Consider the following 16,856-nt stretch of genomic DNA (forward strand, 5'->3'; position numbering starts at 1 on the left):
GAGGTCTTCCTGCCTCCTCCTCCCGCGGAGGAGAGCGGGCGGGGTGAGGGCGCGCGACGCCTGATCTACAGGTTCAGGCCGAGATCCCTCACCCCACGCTTGCTCGCCGGCTCATTGACAGGGCACACGAGCTCGAACGCGGCTCATTCGATACAGACGATCTCCTGACGCGGACCGCCCATGGCCTTCTATTTCGTCCAGTTCCTGACCGGCCTTGCCAGCGCAGCCTCGCTGTTCCTGGTGGCGTCGGGACTGTCGATCATCTTCGGCGTGACCCGCATCGTCAATTTCGCCCATGGCGCGTTCTACATGCTCGGCGCCTATGTGGCGTTCTCGCTCACGGAGCGGCTGTCTGGCTCGCTCGGCTTCTGGGGCGGCATCGTCGTGGCGGCGCTCGCGGTCGCGGCCATCGGCGTCCTCGTCGAGATCGTGCTGCTGCGCCGGATCTATCATGCGCCGGAACTGTTCCAGCTGCTCGCGACCTTCGGCCTGACCCTGATGGTCGAAGATCTCGTGGTGCTGATCTGGGGACCGGACGATCTGGTCGGCCGCCGTGCACCTGGCCTCAAGGGGGCGGTCGATTTCTTCGGTCAGAACATCCCGAGCTACGACCTGTTCCTGATCGCGCTCGGTCCGATCGTGCTCGGGGTGCTGTGGCTGCTGTTCCAGCGCACCCGCTGGGGCGTCCTGGTGCGCGCGGCGACGCAGGACCGCGACATGGTCGCGGCGCTCGGCGTCAATCAGAAATGGCTGTTCACCTCGGTGTTCGCGGTCGGCGTCTTCCTCGCCGCGCTCGGCGGCGCGCTGCAGATCCCGCGCGACGCGGTCCATCACGCGATGGACCTGCGCATCATCGTCGAGGTGTTCGTGGTCGTCGTGATCGGCGGCCTCGGCAGCATCCTCGGCGCGTTCGTTGCCGCCGTGCTGGTGTCGGAGCTCAATGCCTTCGGCATTCTCATCTTCCCCACGATCTCGCTGATCCTCGTGTTCCTGGTGATGGCCGTCGTGCTGGTCGTGCGGCCCTGGGGCCTGTTCGGCAAGAAGGAGGCGCCGGCGCGCCGCACGCCGGGCCTGACCGTCATTCCGTGGCGCCCGCTGAGCTCGGTCGAGCGGCTGGCCTCTCTCGTCGCGCTGGCGCTGGCGGCGATGCTGCCCTTCATCGCCGGCAACTACGCGCTGACCGTCGGCGCCGAGATCGCGATCTTCGTGATCTTCGCGGCGTCCCTGCATTTCCTGATGGCGGTCGGCGGCCTCGCTTCCTTCGGCCACGCCGCCTATTTCGGCCTGGGCGCTTACGGCGTCGCCTTCCTTGCCAAGATGGCGGGACTGCCGATGATCGCCTGCCTCTTGCTGGGGCCGCTGCTCGGCGCGCTCGGTGCGGCCGTGTTCGGCGCCTTCGCCGTCCAGCTTTCCGGCGTGTATTTCGCGATGCTCACCTTGGCCTTTGCGCAAATCGTGTGGTCGATCGCGTTCCAATGGGTCGCGGTCACCGGTGGTGATAACGGCATTCTCGGGCTCTGGCCGGAGAAATGGGCGGCGTCGCCGTCGCACTTCTACTGGCTCGCGCTTGGCGTCTCCGCCTTCGTTGTCGGCGTGCTGCGCCTGATCACCTTCTCGCCGTTCGGCTATGCCCTGCGCGGCATGCGGGACTCGCCGTTGCGCAGCGAGTCCATCGGCATCAACGGCAAGCGCATCCAGTGGACGGCCTTCATCATCGCCGGCACCACGGCCGGCATCGGCGGCGCCCTGTTCGCCTATCTCAAGGGCAGCGTGTTTCCGGACAACATGGGCATCTCGCTCTCGGTCGATGCGCTGGTCATGGTGCTGCTGGGCGGCGTGGAGACGGTGCCCGGCGCAATCTTCGGCGCCATCGTCTACAAGGCGCTCAACATCTGGCTGGTCAGCCAGACCGACTGGTCGAAGCTCGTGCTCGGCATCTTCATCGTGCTGATCGTGGTGGTGTTCCCGAAAGGTATCGTGGGTGTGGTCGAAACCGTCATGCATCGGCGTCGCGCACCGGCCCCCAAGGGCGCTTCGCTGTCGGCCAAGATGGAGGGCGCGCAATGAGCCCAGGCGTGTCGCTGCTCTCGGTCGAAGGCCTGTCGAAATCCTATGGCGGTATTCACGCCGTCCGCAACGTGTCGTTCACGCTGCGGGCCGGCGAGATCCTGGCGCTGATCGGCCCGAACGGCGCGGGGAAAAGCACCTGCTTCGACATGCTCAACGGCCAGAACGTGCCGGACAGCGGCCGCATCAAGGTGATGGGGCAGGAGACCACGGGGCACAGGCCGCGCGAGGTCTGGCGGCTCGGGGTCGGCCGCACCTTCCAGATCACCGCGACCTATCCGACCATGACCGTGCGCGAGAACATCCAGGTCGCCCTGGTCTCGCATCATCACCGTCTGTTCGATTTCTGGAGCCCGATGATTTCAATCGAGCGCGGCGAGGCCGATCGCCTGCTCGATCTCGTCGGCATGGCCGGCTATGCCGAGCGTCCGTGCGGCGAGCTCGCCTATGGCGACCTCAAGCGGCTGGAGCTCGCGATCGCGCTCGCCAACCAACCGAAGCTCCTGCTGATGGATGAGCCGACCGCCGGCATGGCGCCGCGCGAGCGTGTCGAACTGATGCGGCTGACGGCTGGAATCGCGCGCGAGCAGTCGATCGGCGTCCTTTTCACGGAGCACGACATGGACGTGGTGTTCGAGCATGCGGACCGCATTCTCGTGCTCAATCGCGGTAGCCTCATTGCCGAGGGATCGCCAGCCGAGGTGCGCGCCAACCGGGAGGTGCAGGCGATCTATCTCGGCGAAGGCCTGCTCTATGATGCCGATCATCGCGAGGGAGCGCCGGCATGAAGCTGTCCGTCGCCAATCTCAACAGCCACTATGGTCCGGCGCATATCCTGTTCGACATCGGCCTCGAGGTCGGCGAGGGCGAGGTGGTGGCGCTGCTCGGGCGCAACGGCGCCGGCAAGTCGACGACCTTCCGGTCGATCGTCGGCTTGGTCGAGCTGCGCGAGGGCCAGATCATGTTCGAGGGGCAGGACATCTCGTCGGCGCCCACCCATGAGATCGTCCGCGCCGGCCTCGGCTACGTTCCGGAGGAGCGCCGCATCTTCACCGAGCTGACGGTGGAGGAAAACCTCGAGGTCGGGCGGCAGAAGCCGCGGCCGAATGCGCCGCAATGGACGCGTGAGAAACTCTATCAGCTGTTTCCCAATCTCGGCGAGATGAAGAACCGCCCGGGCGGCCGCATGAGCGGCGGCGAACAGCAGATGCTCACCATCGCCCGTACACTGATGGGCAATCCGTCGCTGGTGCTGCTCGACGAGCCCTCGGAAGGCCTGTCGCCGAAGATCGTCGAGCAGATGGTCGATGCGATCCTGACCATGAAGAAGGAAGGCGTCTCGCTGGTCGTCTCCGAGCAGAACCTGCATTTCGCCAAGCTGATCTCGGACCGAGCCTACATCATCGAGCGCGGCCGCATCTGCTTCTCGGGCACCATGACCGAGCTCGATGCGCGGCCCGACATCCGCGACGCGCATCTGTCGATCTGAGGCGAGGGAAGATATGGCCAAGAGCGCCACGCTGAAGCGATCGGCAAAAGCCGCAACGAAGACCGCGCCGAAGCCACAGGCAAAGGCCGCTGCGAAGGCCACGGCCAAAGCCGCGAAATCGAACTACGTGCTCGACGATCAGATCGGCTTCATCCTGCGCCAGGTCTGGCAGCGCCACACCATGATCTTCGCGCGCGACATCGGCAGCAACCTGACGCCGACGCAATGGGCGGCTCTGTCGAAGCTGGTCGAGACCGGCCCGTGCTCGCAGAACCAGCTGGGACGGTTCACGGCGATGGATGTCGCCACCATCAAGGGCGTGATCGACCGGCTGACCGCGCGCGGTCTCACCGAGACCAGCCCGGACCCGCAGGACGGCCGCCGGCTACTGGTGAGCCTGACCCGCGCGGGTCAGCAGCTCGCGGAGAAGACCGCGCCGCTGGCGCTCGCGATCTCCAAGGAGACCTTGGCGCCGCTGGATGCGAGAGAGCGCGAGAGCTTGCTGTCGCTGCTGAGCCGGCTGAAATAGCTGTTGCAAACCGCCCGCGTAGCGTGGGCAAAGCGAAGCGTGCCCACCATTCTCACCGAGAGCGCATCTGCACATGATGGGCACGCGCCGCCTGGCGGCGTCGCTTTGCCCACCCTACTTGTTTGCTCAGTCGCTATGAGCGCAGCCCGATACAGCACCCTCTCCCCTTGTGGGAGAGGGCATCTCCGGTCCATCCACATTCGCGATTGGATGAGGGGTATCTCTCGGCGAGCGAGACTCGCGGAGAGATACCCCTCACCCCACCGAGATTTCTGCTCCGTCCTGCATGCCCTCTCCCGCAAGGGGAGAGGGCGCATTCACGAGCACTGCGCTCGCAATGACGAAGCTTGTGGCAACTACTTCGCCACGATCTCCGGAATTTTCGTCGCCGGCGGCGTGTTGCGGCTGCGCTGGGTGCGGACGATGCCGTCGATGATGGTCATCCCGATGCCGGGGAGGTCGCCGAGCTGGACGCTGTCGAGCAGGGTCTTGGCCGGCGAGTGCTGCGCCTTGTCCATGATGACGAAGTCGGCGGAGCGGCCGACCTCGATCAGGCCGCAATCGAGCTCGCGCATCCGCGCGGTGTTGCCGGTGGCGAAGCAGAACGCGATCTCGGCCGGGACATCGCCGAGCGAGGACAAGAGCGAGACCATGCGCAGGATCCCGAGCGGCTGCACGCCGGAGCCGGCCGGCGCGTCGGTGCCGAGGATGACGCGGTGGAGATCGTTCATCTCGCGCGCGGTGCGCAAGGTGAACAGCGCCGAGCGCTCGTTGCCGTTGTGCACCAGCTCGAGCCCCGCCTTGCAGCCCTCGCAGATGCAGCGGATCTGATCGTCGGGCAGCGCGGTGTGGCCGCCATTGATGTGTCCGATGACGTCGGTGCCGGCCTCCAGCACGACGTCCTTGTCGATCAGACCGGAGCCGGGGATCGACGGACCGCCGGTGTGAATGGTGCTCTGGATGCCGTATTTGCGCGCCCAGCCGACCATCTTGCGCGCGGTCGGGCCGTCCTTGACGCCGCCGAGGCCGACCTCGCCGAGCAGCTTGACGCCGGCGGCGGCGAGCTCCTTGAAGTCGTCCTCGACCATCTCGCATTCGATCACCGGCGCGCCGGCATGCACCTTCACGCCGCCGGGACGGAGCGTCCAGAATGCGCGCTGCGCGAAGATCGCCATCGCCTTCAGGCCGACGACGTCGCGCGGCCGGCCGGGCATGTGCACCTCGCCGGCGGAGATCATCGTGGTGACGCCACCATGCAGATAGGAATCGATCCAGTTGCTCTGGTTCTGCCGCGGCGTCCAGTCGCCGGCGACCGGATGAACATGGCTGTCGATCAGGCCTGGCGCCACCGTCGTGCCATGGGCATCGACGATGGTCGTCGCGCCTTCGGTGTCGACGTCCTTGAAGCGGCCGATTCCCGTGATCTTGCCGTTCTCGGCGACGATCGTGTCGGCATCCAGGATGGGCCGTTCCAGGGCACCGGACAGCATGAGGCCGATGTTGCGGATGACCAGCTTGCTGGGACCGGTTGCTTGCGGCGCGTCATGGGCCATCGGGATATCCTTCTCTCCTGGCAAAGCATTTGCGGCAGTTTGCGCCTGCACGCGGCGCAGCATCAAGCCGGTTTCGGTCATTCGTACACGAATGATCAGGTCCGGCAAGCGGCGGCCTGCACGAAGATTTGGCGCGGGTTGCCTACCCTTCGGACACCGCGCGGGCCCTATGAACGCGGCGATATCCTCGGCTTCGGCCGCGTGTTCGACATCCCCGTCCCCTGTGCTTGTGGCGGTGGTCTCCGCGCTGGTGATGAACCGCACCCTGGACGTTGCTGCCGCGATCCGGCATCACCTCGTGTGATCTCTTTGCGACGAGGGTGACGGCAGATGAGCGACGACCTTCACACGATCGGCGCGGGCGGCATCACCGCCTCGGTCAAGGCTGATGGCGCCGAGCTGTGCTCGCTGAAGACGGCCGGGGGCCTGGAGTTGCTCTGGCAGGCCGGAGGCGCCTGGCCGCGCCATGCGCCATGGCTGTTTCCAATCGTCGGCCGACTCAAGAATGACCAGCTCCACCACCGCGGCCAGACCTATCCGATGACCCAGCACGGCTTCGCCCGCGACCTGCGTTTCACCTGGCTGGAGCGCGGGGCCGAGTCGTGCGTGTTGCAACTGACCGACGACGAGACGACGCGGGTGCGCTATCCGTTCGCCTTCCGTCTCACGGTGAGCTACCGGATCGCCGTTGACGCGCTGGACGTGGCGGTCGAGATCGCCAACCCCGGTGCGGAGATGCTGCCCGCCTCGTTCGGCGGCCATCCCGCCTTCAACTGGCCGCTGCTCCCCGGCCAGCCGAAGGAGAGCTATCGGCTGATTTTTGCAGAGCCTGAGCTGGCGCCGATCCGCCGTCTGACCGGCGGTTTGCTGCGCGAGCGGCCGGAGCCCTCACCGATCGAGGGGCGCGTTCTCCCGTTGAGCGAACGCCTGTTCGACGATGATGCCGTGATCCTCGATCAGCCGGCCAGCCGTTCGGTTCGCCTCGTCGGAACCAGGGGACCGGCGCTTGAGTTAGCCTGGGATAATTTTCGTCAGCTTGGAATCTGGTCGAAGCCCGGCGGCGTGCCGTTCCTGTGCATCGAGCCGTGGCGCGGTTTCGCTAGTCCGCTCAATTTCGACGGCGAGTTCGCGGCCAAGCCCGGCGTCATGCATATCGCGCCGGGCGTCGCCGAGAGGCTACGCTGCCGCATCAGAATCGATTCCTCGAATTAGTATGACTTATCTCGCGAGCGCCCGTTTGCGTGCACAGCGGTAACCGTGATCAGCAGTTTTGGGCCTGGAAATGACGGCGCCGTGACCTACATGAGAGACGAGCGCGGAACTTTGGCTATGATGCGTCGAACGACCGGCGGTTGGCGGGCGCTTTCTCCGAACTGATAACGGTCGATCATCGAACATGATGCGTGGCGCGAACTCAGGCGCTCGCAGCCGGTTCTTGCAGCCGTGCGCCTTTGCCGTCAGCGGGCGCTCGGAGATCTCATGGCAGGGGCGCGCGTAAGTGGCGTTACGCGGGGGAACGGGAGGATGGGATGGTGTTGAGAGCTGTTGTCGGCGCGATTACATGCGCCGTGTTGCTCGCAGCGACCGATGCTGTGGCAGGGGCCTATCAGCCGGGTGACTTCCTCAAGCTCGATTTGTCGAAGGCCGTGTTGTCGCCGGAGCCACTCGGCCCCGAGGCGCATTTCGAACCCGTGCCCATCGAAGCCAAAACAGATCGACCTGCGGTCGCCGTCCGTTCTGCTGTTGACCCCGACGTCAGTTCCGGAATCCCGCGCGCCGTCGCCACCCGGCGGCCTCATGGTACGAGGACGGCCGAGCGGCCCCGCGGCGCCGCCCGCACCAAGCTCGTCCATCGGCGCGGCAATCCGCTCGACGCGCAGGCGATGGATACGCGCATTCAGACCTGGCCATGCCGGCCTGGCAGCGGCGGCATCTGCAACTGGCGCTGATCGGCGGGTCTACCCGCGCGCCTGTTGCGTCCAGGAACCTCGCTCCCGACATCTTGATCGAGGTGGATGCCGGCTTGCTTGAACTCGCAAGCGGAGCGAAGGCAAGCTGAACACTTCCCGCCAAGGTCTTGATGTTTCGAGGCTGCCGCCGGCGCTCGCTGGCGAGCGGCTCGCGCGATTCCAGGAGATTTCATGAACGCCATCGACACCCAGGGTATCCGCCTGCCCAAGCTCGGGCTCGGCACCTTTCGCATGCAGGGCACCGTCTGCCGCGAGGCCGTCGAGAGCGCGCTTGCGCTCGGGTACCGCCACATCGACACCGCCGAGATGTACGCCAACGAGGACGCGATCGGTGCTGCACTTGCGGCGACCAATCTGCCGCGCGCCGAATTGCATGTCACCACCAAGGTCTGGCCGGAGAACCTCGCGCCGGATGCGATCCGCCGTGCCTTCGACACGAGCCTCAAGAAGCTCCGGCTGGAGTTCGTCGATCTCTATCTCATCCACTGGCCGGCCAAGGGGATGAACCTGCCCGCCGCCCTGGAGACGCTGCTGAAGCTGAAGGAGGAGGGGCGCACGCGCGCGATCGGCGTCGCCAACTTCACCGTCGCGCTGCTGAAGCAGGCGGTCGAGGAGATCCAGGCACCTGTCGCCTGCAATCAGGTCGAATATCATGTGATGCTCGACCAGTCGAAGCTGATGGCCTACATGGCGGGCCGCTCGATTCCCCTGGTGGCCTATTGCCCGCTGGCGCAGGGACGGGCCGCCGCCGACGAGACGCTTGGGGCCATCGGCAGGAAGCATGGCGCCAGCGCCGCCCAGGTCGCGCTGAAATGGCTGTTGGACCAGGATGGGGTGGCGGCGATTCCCAAGGCAGCGCGCCCGGAAAGTCAGCGTGCGAACTGGGATGCGATGAAGCTTCAACTCGACGATGAGGATCGCGCCACCATCGCGTCCCTCCCGAAGGACAAGCGCTTCGTCAATCCGGCCTTTGCGCCGGACTGGGACCGCTGACGACCACGCGAAGCCCTGCAAGAACGGGCGTCAGAACGAACGCCACAGAAAATGGCCCCTTGCGGGGCCATTGCTGTGTCGAAGTTGCAGATCAGTCGCGCCGGATGATCACGGTGCGATCGTGATGGCGGTGGAAGGGCCGGACATAACGGTGAGGCCGGTACTCACGATGCATGCGGTATTCGGCGCGGGACCGATCCCAGCCGTGGTGGTAGTGATGGCCGCCACGCTTGATGACCACGGTCTCGGCATTGGCGATCGACGGTGCCGCGAGCGCGACGACCGCCAGGGAAGCGAGCGCGAGAGCGATTTTCTTCATGTTGTCCTCCAGAATGAAAGTGCGGGATCAACTTGAAGTGTGAAAGAACGTTCCGCAGGAACTTCCACGAAGTTGCTGAATGCACGTTCAGATTTGGTCTTCAAGCTCGCGGGCGAATCGCGGCGCCCCCTCGAGCCCGCCGCGTCAGTCGCATTTCCTGAGCGCTGGCGTCGGCTTGCCGTTGGCAACGAAGCGGCCGTCACGAATGGTGTAGCTGTCGTCCTCGCCGCGATTGAACACGGAGCGGATGTTGCCGTCGGCGGTCCGGGTGATCCCGTTCTCTCGCGTCTGGCGCGCTTTGGGCAGCACGATCGAGAGCACCAGCGTCTGGTCCGCCTCGACGCGTGCGCTCGCCACCTGGTTGACGTCGGACGGATCGTGGTCACGACGATAGATCAGGTGACGATCGTCAGTGACTTCGTAGGAGATGATGGCGCCGCGGCCCTTGACCGGCGGTGCGCTGCAGTCGGCGGCCCAGGTTCCGATCAGGCCCCAGGTCCGGGCGACCTCGACGGTGTCGTCGGCCCGGGCGGCAGACGCTGATGATGCGCAGAGGACGATTGCGATGAGAGGGCGGGAGATCGAAATCATGCGGTCTCGCGGGGATGACTGCCGTGACATCTTAATGCACTGCGTCAACGGCGCAACGACAGACCTGCGCCGAGATCGTTGGCACAAAGTCTCATTCTTTCCGGGCCGGCCTTGATGGCGAGGGGGACAAGGCGCATGCTCCCCGCAACTACAAACAAGCGTGGGGAGGCTGACCATGTCTGCGCTGTCGCGCCGCAAATTCCTGCTGTCGTCCGGAGCGGCCGCCATGGCCGCGCTATCGGGTCCCGCCGGCGCCGCGATGGGGCCGGCCGACAAGTTCGATCTGGTGATCAAGGGCGGCGACGTGATCGATCCCAGCCAGTCGCTCCGAGGCAGGCGCGACATCGGGATCCGCTGGGGCGTCGTCGAGGCGGTCGAGCCCGAGATACCGGCCGAGCGGGCGCTGCGGTCGATCGACGCCAACGGCCGGCTGGTGACGCCGGGCCTGATCGATCTCCACAGTCACGTCTACCCCTATGGTTCGGCGATCGGGATTCCCCCGGACGAACTGGTGCAATTCCAGGGCACCACGACGGTCGTCTCGGCCGGCGACGCCGGTGTGAACAATCTGGCGGCGCTGCGCCGCTTCATCACCGCCCAGTCGCGGGCACGCATCTACGCCTTCGTCCACATCGCCAACAACGGCCTGTCGGCGTTCCCGGTGGCCGAGCTCTACAACATCGACAACGCGCAGGTCGACGCCTGCGCCATGGCGCTGGCGGAGAACCCGGACTTCCTGCTCGGGGTCAAGGTGCGGATGTCGGAGAACGTGATCTTCAAGCACGGGCTCGAGCCGCTGAAGCGCGCCATCAAGGCCTGCGAGCTGTGCGGCTGGCCGGCGCGGATGATGGTGCATATCGGTGGCGTCGAGACCGGCGAGCTGATGTCACAGATCCTGGACCTGCTGCGCCCCGGCGACATCCTGACCCATGCCTATTCCGGCGCGCCGAATATGGGCGGCGCCTTCACCAACATCGTCCAGGACGGCAAGCTGCTGCCCGCGGCGCTCGCCGCCAAGCAGCGCGGCGTGCTGTTCGATGTCGGCCACGGCGGCGGCAGCTTCGATTTCACCGTGGCCGAAGTCGCAATCCCCGGCGGCTGCGGCCCGGACACGATCTCCTCCGACATCCATGTGTTCTCCGGCAACAGCCCGGGCATGCCGTTCCTGCCCAACGTGATGGCGAAATTCATCGCGATGGGATTTTCGTTGGAGCAGGTGGTGAGCATGGCCACCTCTGCGCCGGCCAAGATCATCAACCGTGCGCCGAAGATCGGCACGTTGCAGGTCGGCGCGCCGGCCGACGTCGCGATCATGGACCTGGTCGAGGGTCCCGTCAGCTTCGTCGATACCCGCGGCAACAAGCGCGACGGCAAGCTGCAGCTCAAGCCGGTGCAGACGGTCATCAATGGCGTGCCGTTCGGGCGGCCCTATCAGTCGCCCTTTTCGGTGCGGTGAGCGGCGCGCAAATCACTCGATCGCGCGCGTCCGCTCCACATTGGACGAGCGGAGCGGCACGCCGAACTCCTCCCGGCAGACATCGGCGAGCACTGCGATGCCCTCGCGGATCTCCTGATGCGAGGGGCTGGCGAAGCACAGCCGCAGGCGGCTCCGCGCATGCGCGGCGTCGGTGGACCATTCCGGTCCCGGATTGATCGAGACGCCGCGTTTGAGCGCTGCCTGTGACAGCTTCATCGCGTCAACCTGGTCCGGCAGCTTGACCCAGAGGAAGATCCCGCCCTTGGGTGGCGCGAACTCGACGGAGGTGCCGAACTCCGCGTTGAGCGCCTCGATCAGGGTGTCCAGCTTGGCGCGCAGGCCCCGCACCAACTGCGGCACGTGGGTCGCGAAATGCGGCCTGCAATATTCCGCTAGCACCATCTGTTCCAGCGCGCCCGAGCCGGCATCGGTCTTGAGGGCCAGCAGCACCGACATGATCTCCCAGGGGGCGACCAGGAAGCCGACCCGCAGTGCGGGCGCGACCGATTTCGAGAACGAGCCGAGGTGGATCACGCCGCCATGATCGGACATGCCGTGGATCGCGCGGGGCCGTTTGCCCTCCCAGATCAGGTCGGCATAGCAGTCGTCCTCGAACACCGGCACGCCGTAGGCGCGCGACAGCCACAGCAGCTCGGCACGACGGCTTTCCGGCATGATGGTGCCGGTCGGATTCTGCACGGTCGGAATGGTATAGATGTATTTCGGCCGGATGCCGCGGTCCTTGAGATCGGCCAGCATCGTCGCCAGCGCATCCGTTCGCATGCCGTCCTGGTCGAGCGGGATGCCGATCACCTTGACGCCCAGCCGTGCCAGCCGCGTCAGCGTGCCCTGGTAATTGTCCTGCTCGACCAGCACGGTGTCGCCGCGCGTGAGCAGCGCCTGGTTGACGAGGTCGAGGCCCTGCAGCGAGCCGGACAGGATCATGATGTCGTCGGCGCGCGCCGACATGCCCGCGTCCCGCGTCAGCTTGGCGGCAAGAAAGTCCCGCAGCGGCCGGTAGCCTTGAGGCCCGTGCGCGAGGCCGTAGGTGGCGAGCGCGCGTCCCTCGCGGGCGAGCACGGCGTCGGCAGCCGCGCGCAAGCCCTCCACGGGCACGGCGTCGGCGTCGTTGTTGCCACCGACGAAGCTGTATTTTGCGAGTCCCGTCCAGCGCGCGGCCGGCGCGGGCAGGCCGGGGCTGAGGAGGGGTGCAAAATCGAATGCGGCCATGAGGCGCGGCTCCCTTGTTCTCGATTTGAGGCGACTTTAAACAGATACCAGGGCGCTTGTCCTGCCAGGGCAGGTCCTTTTCCCGGGGAAGGCGACCTTCGCGCGGCGGTTCCGCCGCTCTGGCGCGCGCCTGCGATCCCGGCTAAAGCAGCCCGGAAAAGCAGCGAGACTTGCAATGGCCGACTCGATCCAGGAAGTTCTGTACGCCTTCGCCAAGGGCGAGATGGTCGTCGTGACCGATGACGACGACCGCGAGGGCGAGGGCGATCTCATTGTCGCCGCCTCGCTCTGCACGCCCGACAAGATGGCGTTCATCATTCGCCATACCTCCGGCATCGTCTGCGCGCCGATCACGGCCGACGACGCGCGGCGGCTACGGCTCGACCCGATGGTCGCGCACAATGATTCCAATCACACCACGGCGTTCACCGTTTCGATCGACTACAAGCCGGACGGTGGCACCGGAATCTCGGCCGAGGAGCGTGCCTCCTGCTGTCGCGCGCTCGCCAATCCCAATGCCGGCGCCAATGATTTTGCGCGGCCCGGCCATATCTTCCCGCTGATCGCGCGCGACGGCGGCGTGCTGCTGCGCTCGGGCCACACCGAGGCGGCGGTCGATCTCTGCAAGCTCTCGGGGCTGCCGCCGGTCGGCGTCATCTCCGAGTTGATGAACGATGACGGCACGGTCATGAAGGGCGAGCAGGTCGTTCGTTTCGCCGCGGCCCACAATCTCAAGCATGTCACCATCGCCGATCTCATCTCCTACCGGCAGGCGCGCGAGAAGCTGATCGAGCGGGTGTCGACTTTCACGACCGACAGCCCGATCGGGCCGCTGCAGGGCTTCGCCTACCGCTCGCCGTTCGATCCGATCACCCACGCCGCGTTCGTCTACAACGGCATCGGCGACGGCAAGAACGTGCTGACGCGGCTGCACAAGCCCAACATCGTGAAGGATCTGATCGCGGGCCCGCAGCGTATCCAGGCGGTGCTGCAGCACTTCAAGCAGGCCGGTCGCGGCGTGCTGATCTATCTGCGCGACGGCGCGGCCGGCGTTCCCGTCGAGCCGGTCGAAGAGCCGCATACCGCGGAGGCCGATCGCCATCGGCAGTGGCGCGAGGTCGGCGTCGGTGCGCAGATCCTGCGTGATCTCGGCGTGACCTCGATCCGGAACCTGACGTCGTCAGCGCATGACTACAAGGGCCTGTCGGGTTTCGGCATCGAGATCGTCGCCAACGAGCGGCTTGAAGGCTGAACTTCCAGGATTTAACCTCTAGACTGCTGCGACCCGTGCGCAGCGAGACGCGAAAGGACCATTCATGAGCGCGCGCCCTCAGGCAAAGGACAAGCCGGCCCAGTCGAGCTTCCAGTGGGACGATCCCTTCCTGCTGGACGAGCAGTTGACCGAGGACGAGCGCATGGTGCGTGACACCGCGCGCGCCTATGCCCAGGACAAGCTGCTGCCGCGCGTGACCAAGGCCTATCTCGACGAGAAGACCGATCGCGAGATCTTCAACGAGATGGGCGAGCTCGGCCTGATCGGCATCACCTTGCCGGAGGAATATGGCTGCGCCAATGCGAGCTACGTCGCCTATGGCCTCGTGGCACGCGAGATCGAGCGCGTCGATTCCGGCTACCGCTCGATGAACTCGGTGCAGTCCTCGCTGGTGATGTATCCGATCTACGCCTATGGCGACGAGAGCCAGCGCAAGAAGTACCTGCCGAAGCTCGCCAGCGGCGAATGGGTCGGCTGTTTCGGCCTCACCGAGCCGGATGCCGGCTCCGATCCGGCCGGCATGAAGACCCGCGCCGAGAAGGTCGCCGACGGCTACCGCCTGACCGGCAGCAAGATGTGGATCTCGAACGCGCCGATCGCCGACGTGTTCGTGGTGTGGGCGAAGTCGGCCGCGCATGACAACCAGATCCGTGGCTTCATCCTCGAGAAGGGCATGAAGGGGCTGTCGGCGCCGAAGATCGGCGGCAAGCTCTCGTTGCGTGCCTCGATCACCGGCGAGGTCGTGATGGACGGCGTGGTGGTGCCGGAGAGCGCGCTGCTGCCCAACGTGTCCGGCCTGAAAGGGCCGTTCGGCTGCCTCAATCGCGCCCGCTACGGCATCTCCTGGGGCGTGCTCGGCGCCGCCGAGGACTGCATGCATCGCGCCCGCCAGTACACGCTGGACCGCAAGCAGTTCGGCCGTCCGCTGGCCGCCACGCAATTGGTGCAGAAGAAGCTTGCGGACATGGAGACGGAGATCGCGCTTGGCCTGCAGGCAAGCTTGCGCGTCGGCCGGCTGATGGACGAGGGCAAGATGGCCCCGGAGATGATCTCGATCGTCAAGCGCAACAATTGCGGCAAGGCGCTCGACATCGCCCGCGTCGCCCGCGACATGCACGGCGGCAACGGCATTTCGATCGAGTATCAGGTGATGCGCCACGTCGCCAACCTCGAGACGGTCAATACCTACGAGGGCACGCACGACGTCCACGCGCTGATCCTCGGCCGCGCCATCACCGGCATCCAGGCGTTCTTCTAATCAGGCGTTCTTCTAATTCGCCTGGTCGATCTTGGGGACGGGCCCTGAGTCCTCATCGTCCGCGCAAGCGGACGATCCAGTATGCCGAGACGAGGGTGATCAGCCGATATGCCAGGGCGTACCGGATGCCCCGCCTGCGCGGGGCATGACGCCGGAGGAAGCGGGCCATTCAAGCGCCCGCGCAGAGTTAAGGGCAGCAGATGGCCGAGGAAGACGTCCCATTCAACCGCAACTTCCCGCTTGCAGCTGGAGTCGTCGAGGAGGTGCGTCCGGGCATTCGCCGCGTCCTCTGCAACAATCCGAGCCCGTTCACCTTCACCGGTACCGTCAGCTACATCGTGGGCACCGGTAACGTCGCGATCATCGATCCGGGTCCGGACAACGAGGCCCATGCGCAGGCGCTGCTCGATGCCGTCAGAGGCGAGACCGTCACGCACATCCTGGTGACGCACACCCACCGCGATCACTCGCCGAACACCGGCCGGCTCAAGGCCGCGACCGGCGCCACCGTCTATGCCGAGGGCCCGCATCGCGCGTCGCGGCCGCGCTACGAGAGCGAGAAGCACAGCCCGGAATCCGGCGTCGATCGGGACTTCGCGCCCGATGTCACCGTTGCCGATGGTGACGTGATCGAGGGGCAGGGCTGGCAGCTCGAGGCGCTGGCGACACCCGGTCATACCGCCAACCATCTCGCCTTCGCCTGGGGCGCGCGTAGCACCACCTTCGTCGGCGATCACGTGATGGGCTGGGCCACCTCGATCGTGGCGCCGCCCGACGGTTCGATGGTCGACTACATGGCTTCGCTGGAGCGGCTCGCCGCGCGGCCCGAGGAGCTGTATTTCTCAGGCCACGGGCCGGAAATTCCGGAGGGACCGCGCTACACGCGCTTCCTGATGCGTCACCGCCAAGCCCGCGAGGCCTCGATCCTGCATCGCCTCGCCAAGGGCGAGGCCGACATCCCGACCCTGGTGCGCGCGATCTATATCGGCATCGATCCCAGGCTCACCACGGCGGCCGGCTATTCCGTGCTGGCGCATCTGGAAGACCTCGTCGCCCGCGGCGTGGTCGCGACGGAAGGCGATCCGGTGATCGGCGGGACGTATCGGCTGGTATAGCGAATAGGCGAAGAGGGAGTAGGAGGGAGGAGGCAAGGAAGCACGGTCGTGCTCGACGTTCTCCCTGTTCGGCAATCCCTATTCGCCTCTCACTTCTTCACCGTCTTCGCATTCCCCTTCGCTGCCATGGGCGGCGGCGTCACCTTCTTCACCGGCTTCTGCGCCTCGGCCTCGCCGGCGCTGGAGAGATCCTCGATCAGCTTGGTCACGCGCGCGGCGTTGCTGCCGATATCTGACTCGAAATAGCGCGAGGCGGAGCGGACATCGACGCGGGAATCCTCGCCGTCGGGCTGGATCCGGATCGAGATGTCCTCGCGAAAGCCCATGATCGGCGTGCGTGCGACCGCCTCGATGCGGCCGACGCGGCGCGGCGGCTGCGGCGCGCGCTCGTCGACCACGAACCATTTGCGCCGGTTGACCAGCTTCAGCGCGATCGCATAGGCACGATCGGGCGGCAGCTCGATCTGCACCGGCTCGATGTCCGGATAGAATTTCTGCTGCTGCTCGGCTGAATACAGCCCGGCATACACGGCCGTGTTGGTGCCGTCGCCGTTGCGCAGCGGCGCCAAGGCCTCGAAGCGCGGCGGATCGATCGGGTCGGTGGTGATGTCGTAGATCTTCGGCAGCTTGCGGTACTGGAGCGCGAGGTAGGCCGGATAGGCCAGCACCACGGCATCGATCATGAAGGCGAGCAGGATCCGGCTCATGCCGCGGCTGCCGTTGCGCCAGATCGCGACGAAGGCCGCGAGCCCGAGCAGGATCGACAGGACGGCAAGCCCCAGCGCTCCGAAGAACGTCGCCAGCGCCGGCTTCATCTCCAGAAAATCGAAGCGCAGGATCAGGATCGAGACCAGCACGGCGACGACCGAGAACACCGCCAGATTGCGGGTCCAGGTCGCGAGGCTGGAGATGGGCTCCGACAGATAGGGGGCGTGAAACCTGCGTGCCATCGTGTCAGGAACTGCCGGGTTGGGCCGCTGCCTGCGTTGCGC

At 66.0% G+C, this 16,856-nt stretch carries 16 protein-coding genes; 11 read left to right on the forward strand and 5 right to left on the reverse strand.

Annotated elements, in window-relative coordinates; translation table 11 throughout:
* The first annotated feature begins 180 nt into the window (after positions 1-180).
* Genes QX128_RS19965 through QX128_RS19980 form a run of 4 tightly spaced genes read left to right on the forward strand, consistent with a single transcriptional unit; the run spans position 181 to position 4,085 of the window.
* Positions 181-2,067: an ABC transporter permease gene (locus QX128_RS19965; RefSeq protein ID WP_316238302.1), complete on the forward strand. Its 1,887-nt coding sequence runs from the start codon at positions 181-183 to the stop codon at positions 2,065-2,067.
* Complete coding sequence (locus QX128_RS19970) at positions 2,064-2,855, forward strand: ABC transporter ATP-binding protein (protein ID WP_316238303.1); 792 nt, start codon at positions 2,064-2,066, stop codon at positions 2,853-2,855. The genes QX128_RS19965 and QX128_RS19970 overlap by 4 nt, the downstream gene beginning before the upstream one ends.
* Positions 2,852-3,556, forward strand: a complete 705-nt coding sequence (locus tag QX128_RS19975) for an ABC transporter ATP-binding protein (RefSeq protein ID WP_315802286.1) — start codon at positions 2,852-2,854, stop codon at positions 3,554-3,556. The genes QX128_RS19970 and QX128_RS19975 overlap by 4 nt, the downstream gene beginning before the upstream one ends.
* Positions 3,557-3,569: 13 nt before the next feature.
* Complete coding sequence (locus QX128_RS19980; protein ID WP_316238304.1) at positions 3,570-4,085, forward strand: MarR family winged helix-turn-helix transcriptional regulator; 516 nt, start codon at positions 3,570-3,572, stop codon at positions 4,083-4,085.
* 356 nt (positions 4,086-4,441) lie between these two features.
* Here QX128_RS19980 and QX128_RS19985 read toward each other — a convergent pair whose 3' ends face one another.
* Positions 4,442-5,638, reverse strand: coding sequence for an amidohydrolase family protein (locus QX128_RS19985; RefSeq protein ID WP_315802289.1), 1,197 nt, complete (start codon positions 5,636-5,638; stop codon positions 4,442-4,444).
* Between the two features lie 330 nt (positions 5,639-5,968).
* Here QX128_RS19985 and QX128_RS19990 point away from each other — a divergent pair, with 330 nt between their 5' ends.
* The 3 genes from QX128_RS19990 (at position 5,969) to QX128_RS20000 (ending at position 8,601) form a co-directional block, all read left to right on the forward strand.
* Positions 5,969-6,850, forward strand: a complete 882-nt coding sequence (locus tag QX128_RS19990; protein ID WP_315802290.1) for an aldose 1-epimerase family protein — start codon at positions 5,969-5,971, stop codon at positions 6,848-6,850.
* A 317-nt stretch (positions 6,851-7,167) separates the two neighbouring features.
* Positions 7,168-7,587 (forward strand): hypothetical protein, encoded by a 420-nt coding sequence (locus QX128_RS19995; RefSeq protein ID WP_316178335.1) that lies wholly within the window; start codon positions 7,168-7,170, stop codon positions 7,585-7,587.
* A gap of 192 nt (positions 7,588-7,779) precedes the next feature.
* Positions 7,780-8,601, forward strand: coding sequence for an aldo/keto reductase (locus tag QX128_RS20000; protein ID WP_315802291.1), 822 nt, complete (start codon positions 7,780-7,782; stop codon positions 8,599-8,601).
* Between the two features lie 91 nt (positions 8,602-8,692).
* Here QX128_RS20000 and QX128_RS20005 read toward each other — a convergent pair whose 3' ends face one another.
* Both QX128_RS20005 and QX128_RS20010 read right to left on the reverse strand, forming a co-directional pair.
* Positions 8,693-8,920, reverse strand: a complete 228-nt coding sequence (locus QX128_RS20005) for a hypothetical protein (protein ID WP_315802292.1) — start codon at positions 8,918-8,920, stop codon at positions 8,693-8,695.
* Between the two features lie 144 nt (positions 8,921-9,064).
* Positions 9,065-9,511 (reverse strand): hypothetical protein, encoded by a 447-nt coding sequence (locus tag QX128_RS20010; RefSeq protein ID WP_315802293.1) that lies wholly within the window; start codon positions 9,509-9,511, stop codon positions 9,065-9,067.
* 175 nt (positions 9,512-9,686) lie between these two features.
* On the opposite strand from QX128_RS20010, the gene QX128_RS20015 reads away from it, so the two are divergent.
* Positions 9,687-10,967, forward strand: a complete 1,281-nt coding sequence (locus QX128_RS20015; RefSeq protein ID WP_316238305.1) for an amidohydrolase/deacetylase family metallohydrolase — start codon at positions 9,687-9,689, stop codon at positions 10,965-10,967.
* Between the two features lie 12 nt (positions 10,968-10,979).
* On the opposite strand, the gene QX128_RS20020 is transcribed toward QX128_RS20015, so the two are convergent.
* The gene (locus tag QX128_RS20020; protein WP_316238306.1) at positions 10,980-12,218 is read right to left on the reverse strand and encodes a PLP-dependent aminotransferase family protein; all 1,239 of its coding nucleotides are present in this window, start codon (positions 12,216-12,218) and stop codon (positions 10,980-10,982) included.
* 175 nt (positions 12,219-12,393) lie between these two features.
* Here QX128_RS20020 and ribB point away from each other — a divergent pair, with 175 nt between their 5' ends.
* The 3 genes from ribB (at position 12,394) to QX128_RS20035 (ending at position 15,864) form a co-directional block, all read left to right on the forward strand.
* Positions 12,394-13,470 (forward strand): 3,4-dihydroxy-2-butanone-4-phosphate synthase, encoded by a 1,077-nt coding sequence (gene ribB / locus QX128_RS20025; RefSeq protein WP_315802296.1) that lies wholly within the window; start codon positions 12,394-12,396, stop codon positions 13,468-13,470.
* 64 nt (positions 13,471-13,534) lie between these two features.
* Positions 13,535-14,749 (forward strand): acyl-CoA dehydrogenase, encoded by a 1,215-nt coding sequence (locus QX128_RS20030; RefSeq protein ID WP_315802297.1) that lies wholly within the window; start codon positions 13,535-13,537, stop codon positions 14,747-14,749.
* A 200-nt stretch (positions 14,750-14,949) separates the two neighbouring features.
* On the forward strand, positions 14,950-15,864 hold the full coding sequence (locus QX128_RS20035; RefSeq protein WP_316238307.1) for an MBL fold metallo-hydrolase: 915 nt from the start codon (positions 14,950-14,952) through the stop codon (positions 15,862-15,864).
* Positions 15,865-15,953: 89 nt separating this feature from the next.
* Here QX128_RS20035 and QX128_RS20040 read toward each other — a convergent pair whose 3' ends face one another.
* Positions 15,954-16,814: a DUF1499 domain-containing protein gene (locus QX128_RS20040; protein WP_315802299.1), complete on the reverse strand. Its 861-nt coding sequence runs from the start codon at positions 16,812-16,814 to the stop codon at positions 15,954-15,956.
* Between the last annotated feature and the right edge of the window lie 42 nt (positions 16,815-16,856).

Origin of the sequence: Bradyrhizobium sp. SZCCHNR1015 (assembly GCF_032489875.1) — a bacterium.
Lineage (GTDB): Bacteria > Pseudomonadota > Alphaproteobacteria > Rhizobiales > Xanthobacteraceae > Bradyrhizobium.

Bases quoted from the DNA above. Each gene is read 5' to 3' on its own strand.
- QX128_RS20030 (WP_315802297.1), top strand. From the start codon at position 13,535: ATGAGCGCGCGCCCTCAGGCAAAGGACAAGCCGGCCCAGTCGAGCTTC.
- QX128_RS20005 (WP_315802292.1), bottom strand. From the start codon at position 8,920: ATGAAGAAAATCGCTCTCGCGCTCGCTTCCCTGGCGGTCGTCGCGCTC.
- QX128_RS20010 (WP_315802293.1), bottom strand. From the start codon at position 9,511: ATGATTTCGATCTCCCGCCCTCTCATCGCAATCGTCCTCTGCGCATCA.
- QX128_RS19970 (WP_316238303.1), top strand. From the start codon at position 2,064: ATGAGCCCAGGCGTGTCGCTGCTCTCGGTCGAAGGCCTGTCGAAATCC.
- QX128_RS20015 (WP_316238305.1), top strand. From the start codon at position 9,687: ATGTCTGCGCTGTCGCGCCGCAAATTCCTGCTGTCGTCCGGAGCGGCC.
- QX128_RS20020 (WP_316238306.1), bottom strand. From the start codon at position 12,218: ATGGCCGCATTCGATTTTGCACCCCTCCTCAGCCCCGGCCTGCCCGCG.
- QX128_RS19980 (WP_316238304.1), top strand. From the start codon at position 3,570: ATGGCCAAGAGCGCCACGCTGAAGCGATCGGCAAAAGCCGCAACGAAG.
- QX128_RS20000 (WP_315802291.1), top strand. From the start codon at position 7,780: ATGAACGCCATCGACACCCAGGGTATCCGCCTGCCCAAGCTCGGGCTC.
- QX128_RS19995 (WP_316178335.1), top strand. From the start codon at position 7,168: ATGGTGTTGAGAGCTGTTGTCGGCGCGATTACATGCGCCGTGTTGCTC.
- ribB (WP_315802296.1), top strand. From the start codon at position 12,394: ATGGCCGACTCGATCCAGGAAGTTCTGTACGCCTTCGCCAAGGGCGAG.
- QX128_RS19975 (WP_315802286.1), top strand. From the start codon at position 2,852: ATGAAGCTGTCCGTCGCCAATCTCAACAGCCACTATGGTCCGGCGCAT.
- QX128_RS20040 (WP_315802299.1), bottom strand. From the start codon at position 16,814: ATGGCACGCAGGTTTCACGCCCCCTATCTGTCGGAGCCCATCTCCAGC.
- QX128_RS19990 (WP_315802290.1), top strand. From the start codon at position 5,969: ATGAGCGACGACCTTCACACGATCGGCGCGGGCGGCATCACCGCCTCG.
- QX128_RS20035 (WP_316238307.1), top strand. From the start codon at position 14,950: ATGGCCGAGGAAGACGTCCCATTCAACCGCAACTTCCCGCTTGCAGCT.
- QX128_RS19985 (WP_315802289.1), bottom strand. From the start codon at position 5,638: ATGGCCCATGACGCGCCGCAAGCAACCGGTCCCAGCAAGCTGGTCATC.
- QX128_RS19965 (WP_316238302.1), top strand. From the start codon at position 181: ATGGCCTTCTATTTCGTCCAGTTCCTGACCGGCCTTGCCAGCGCAGCC.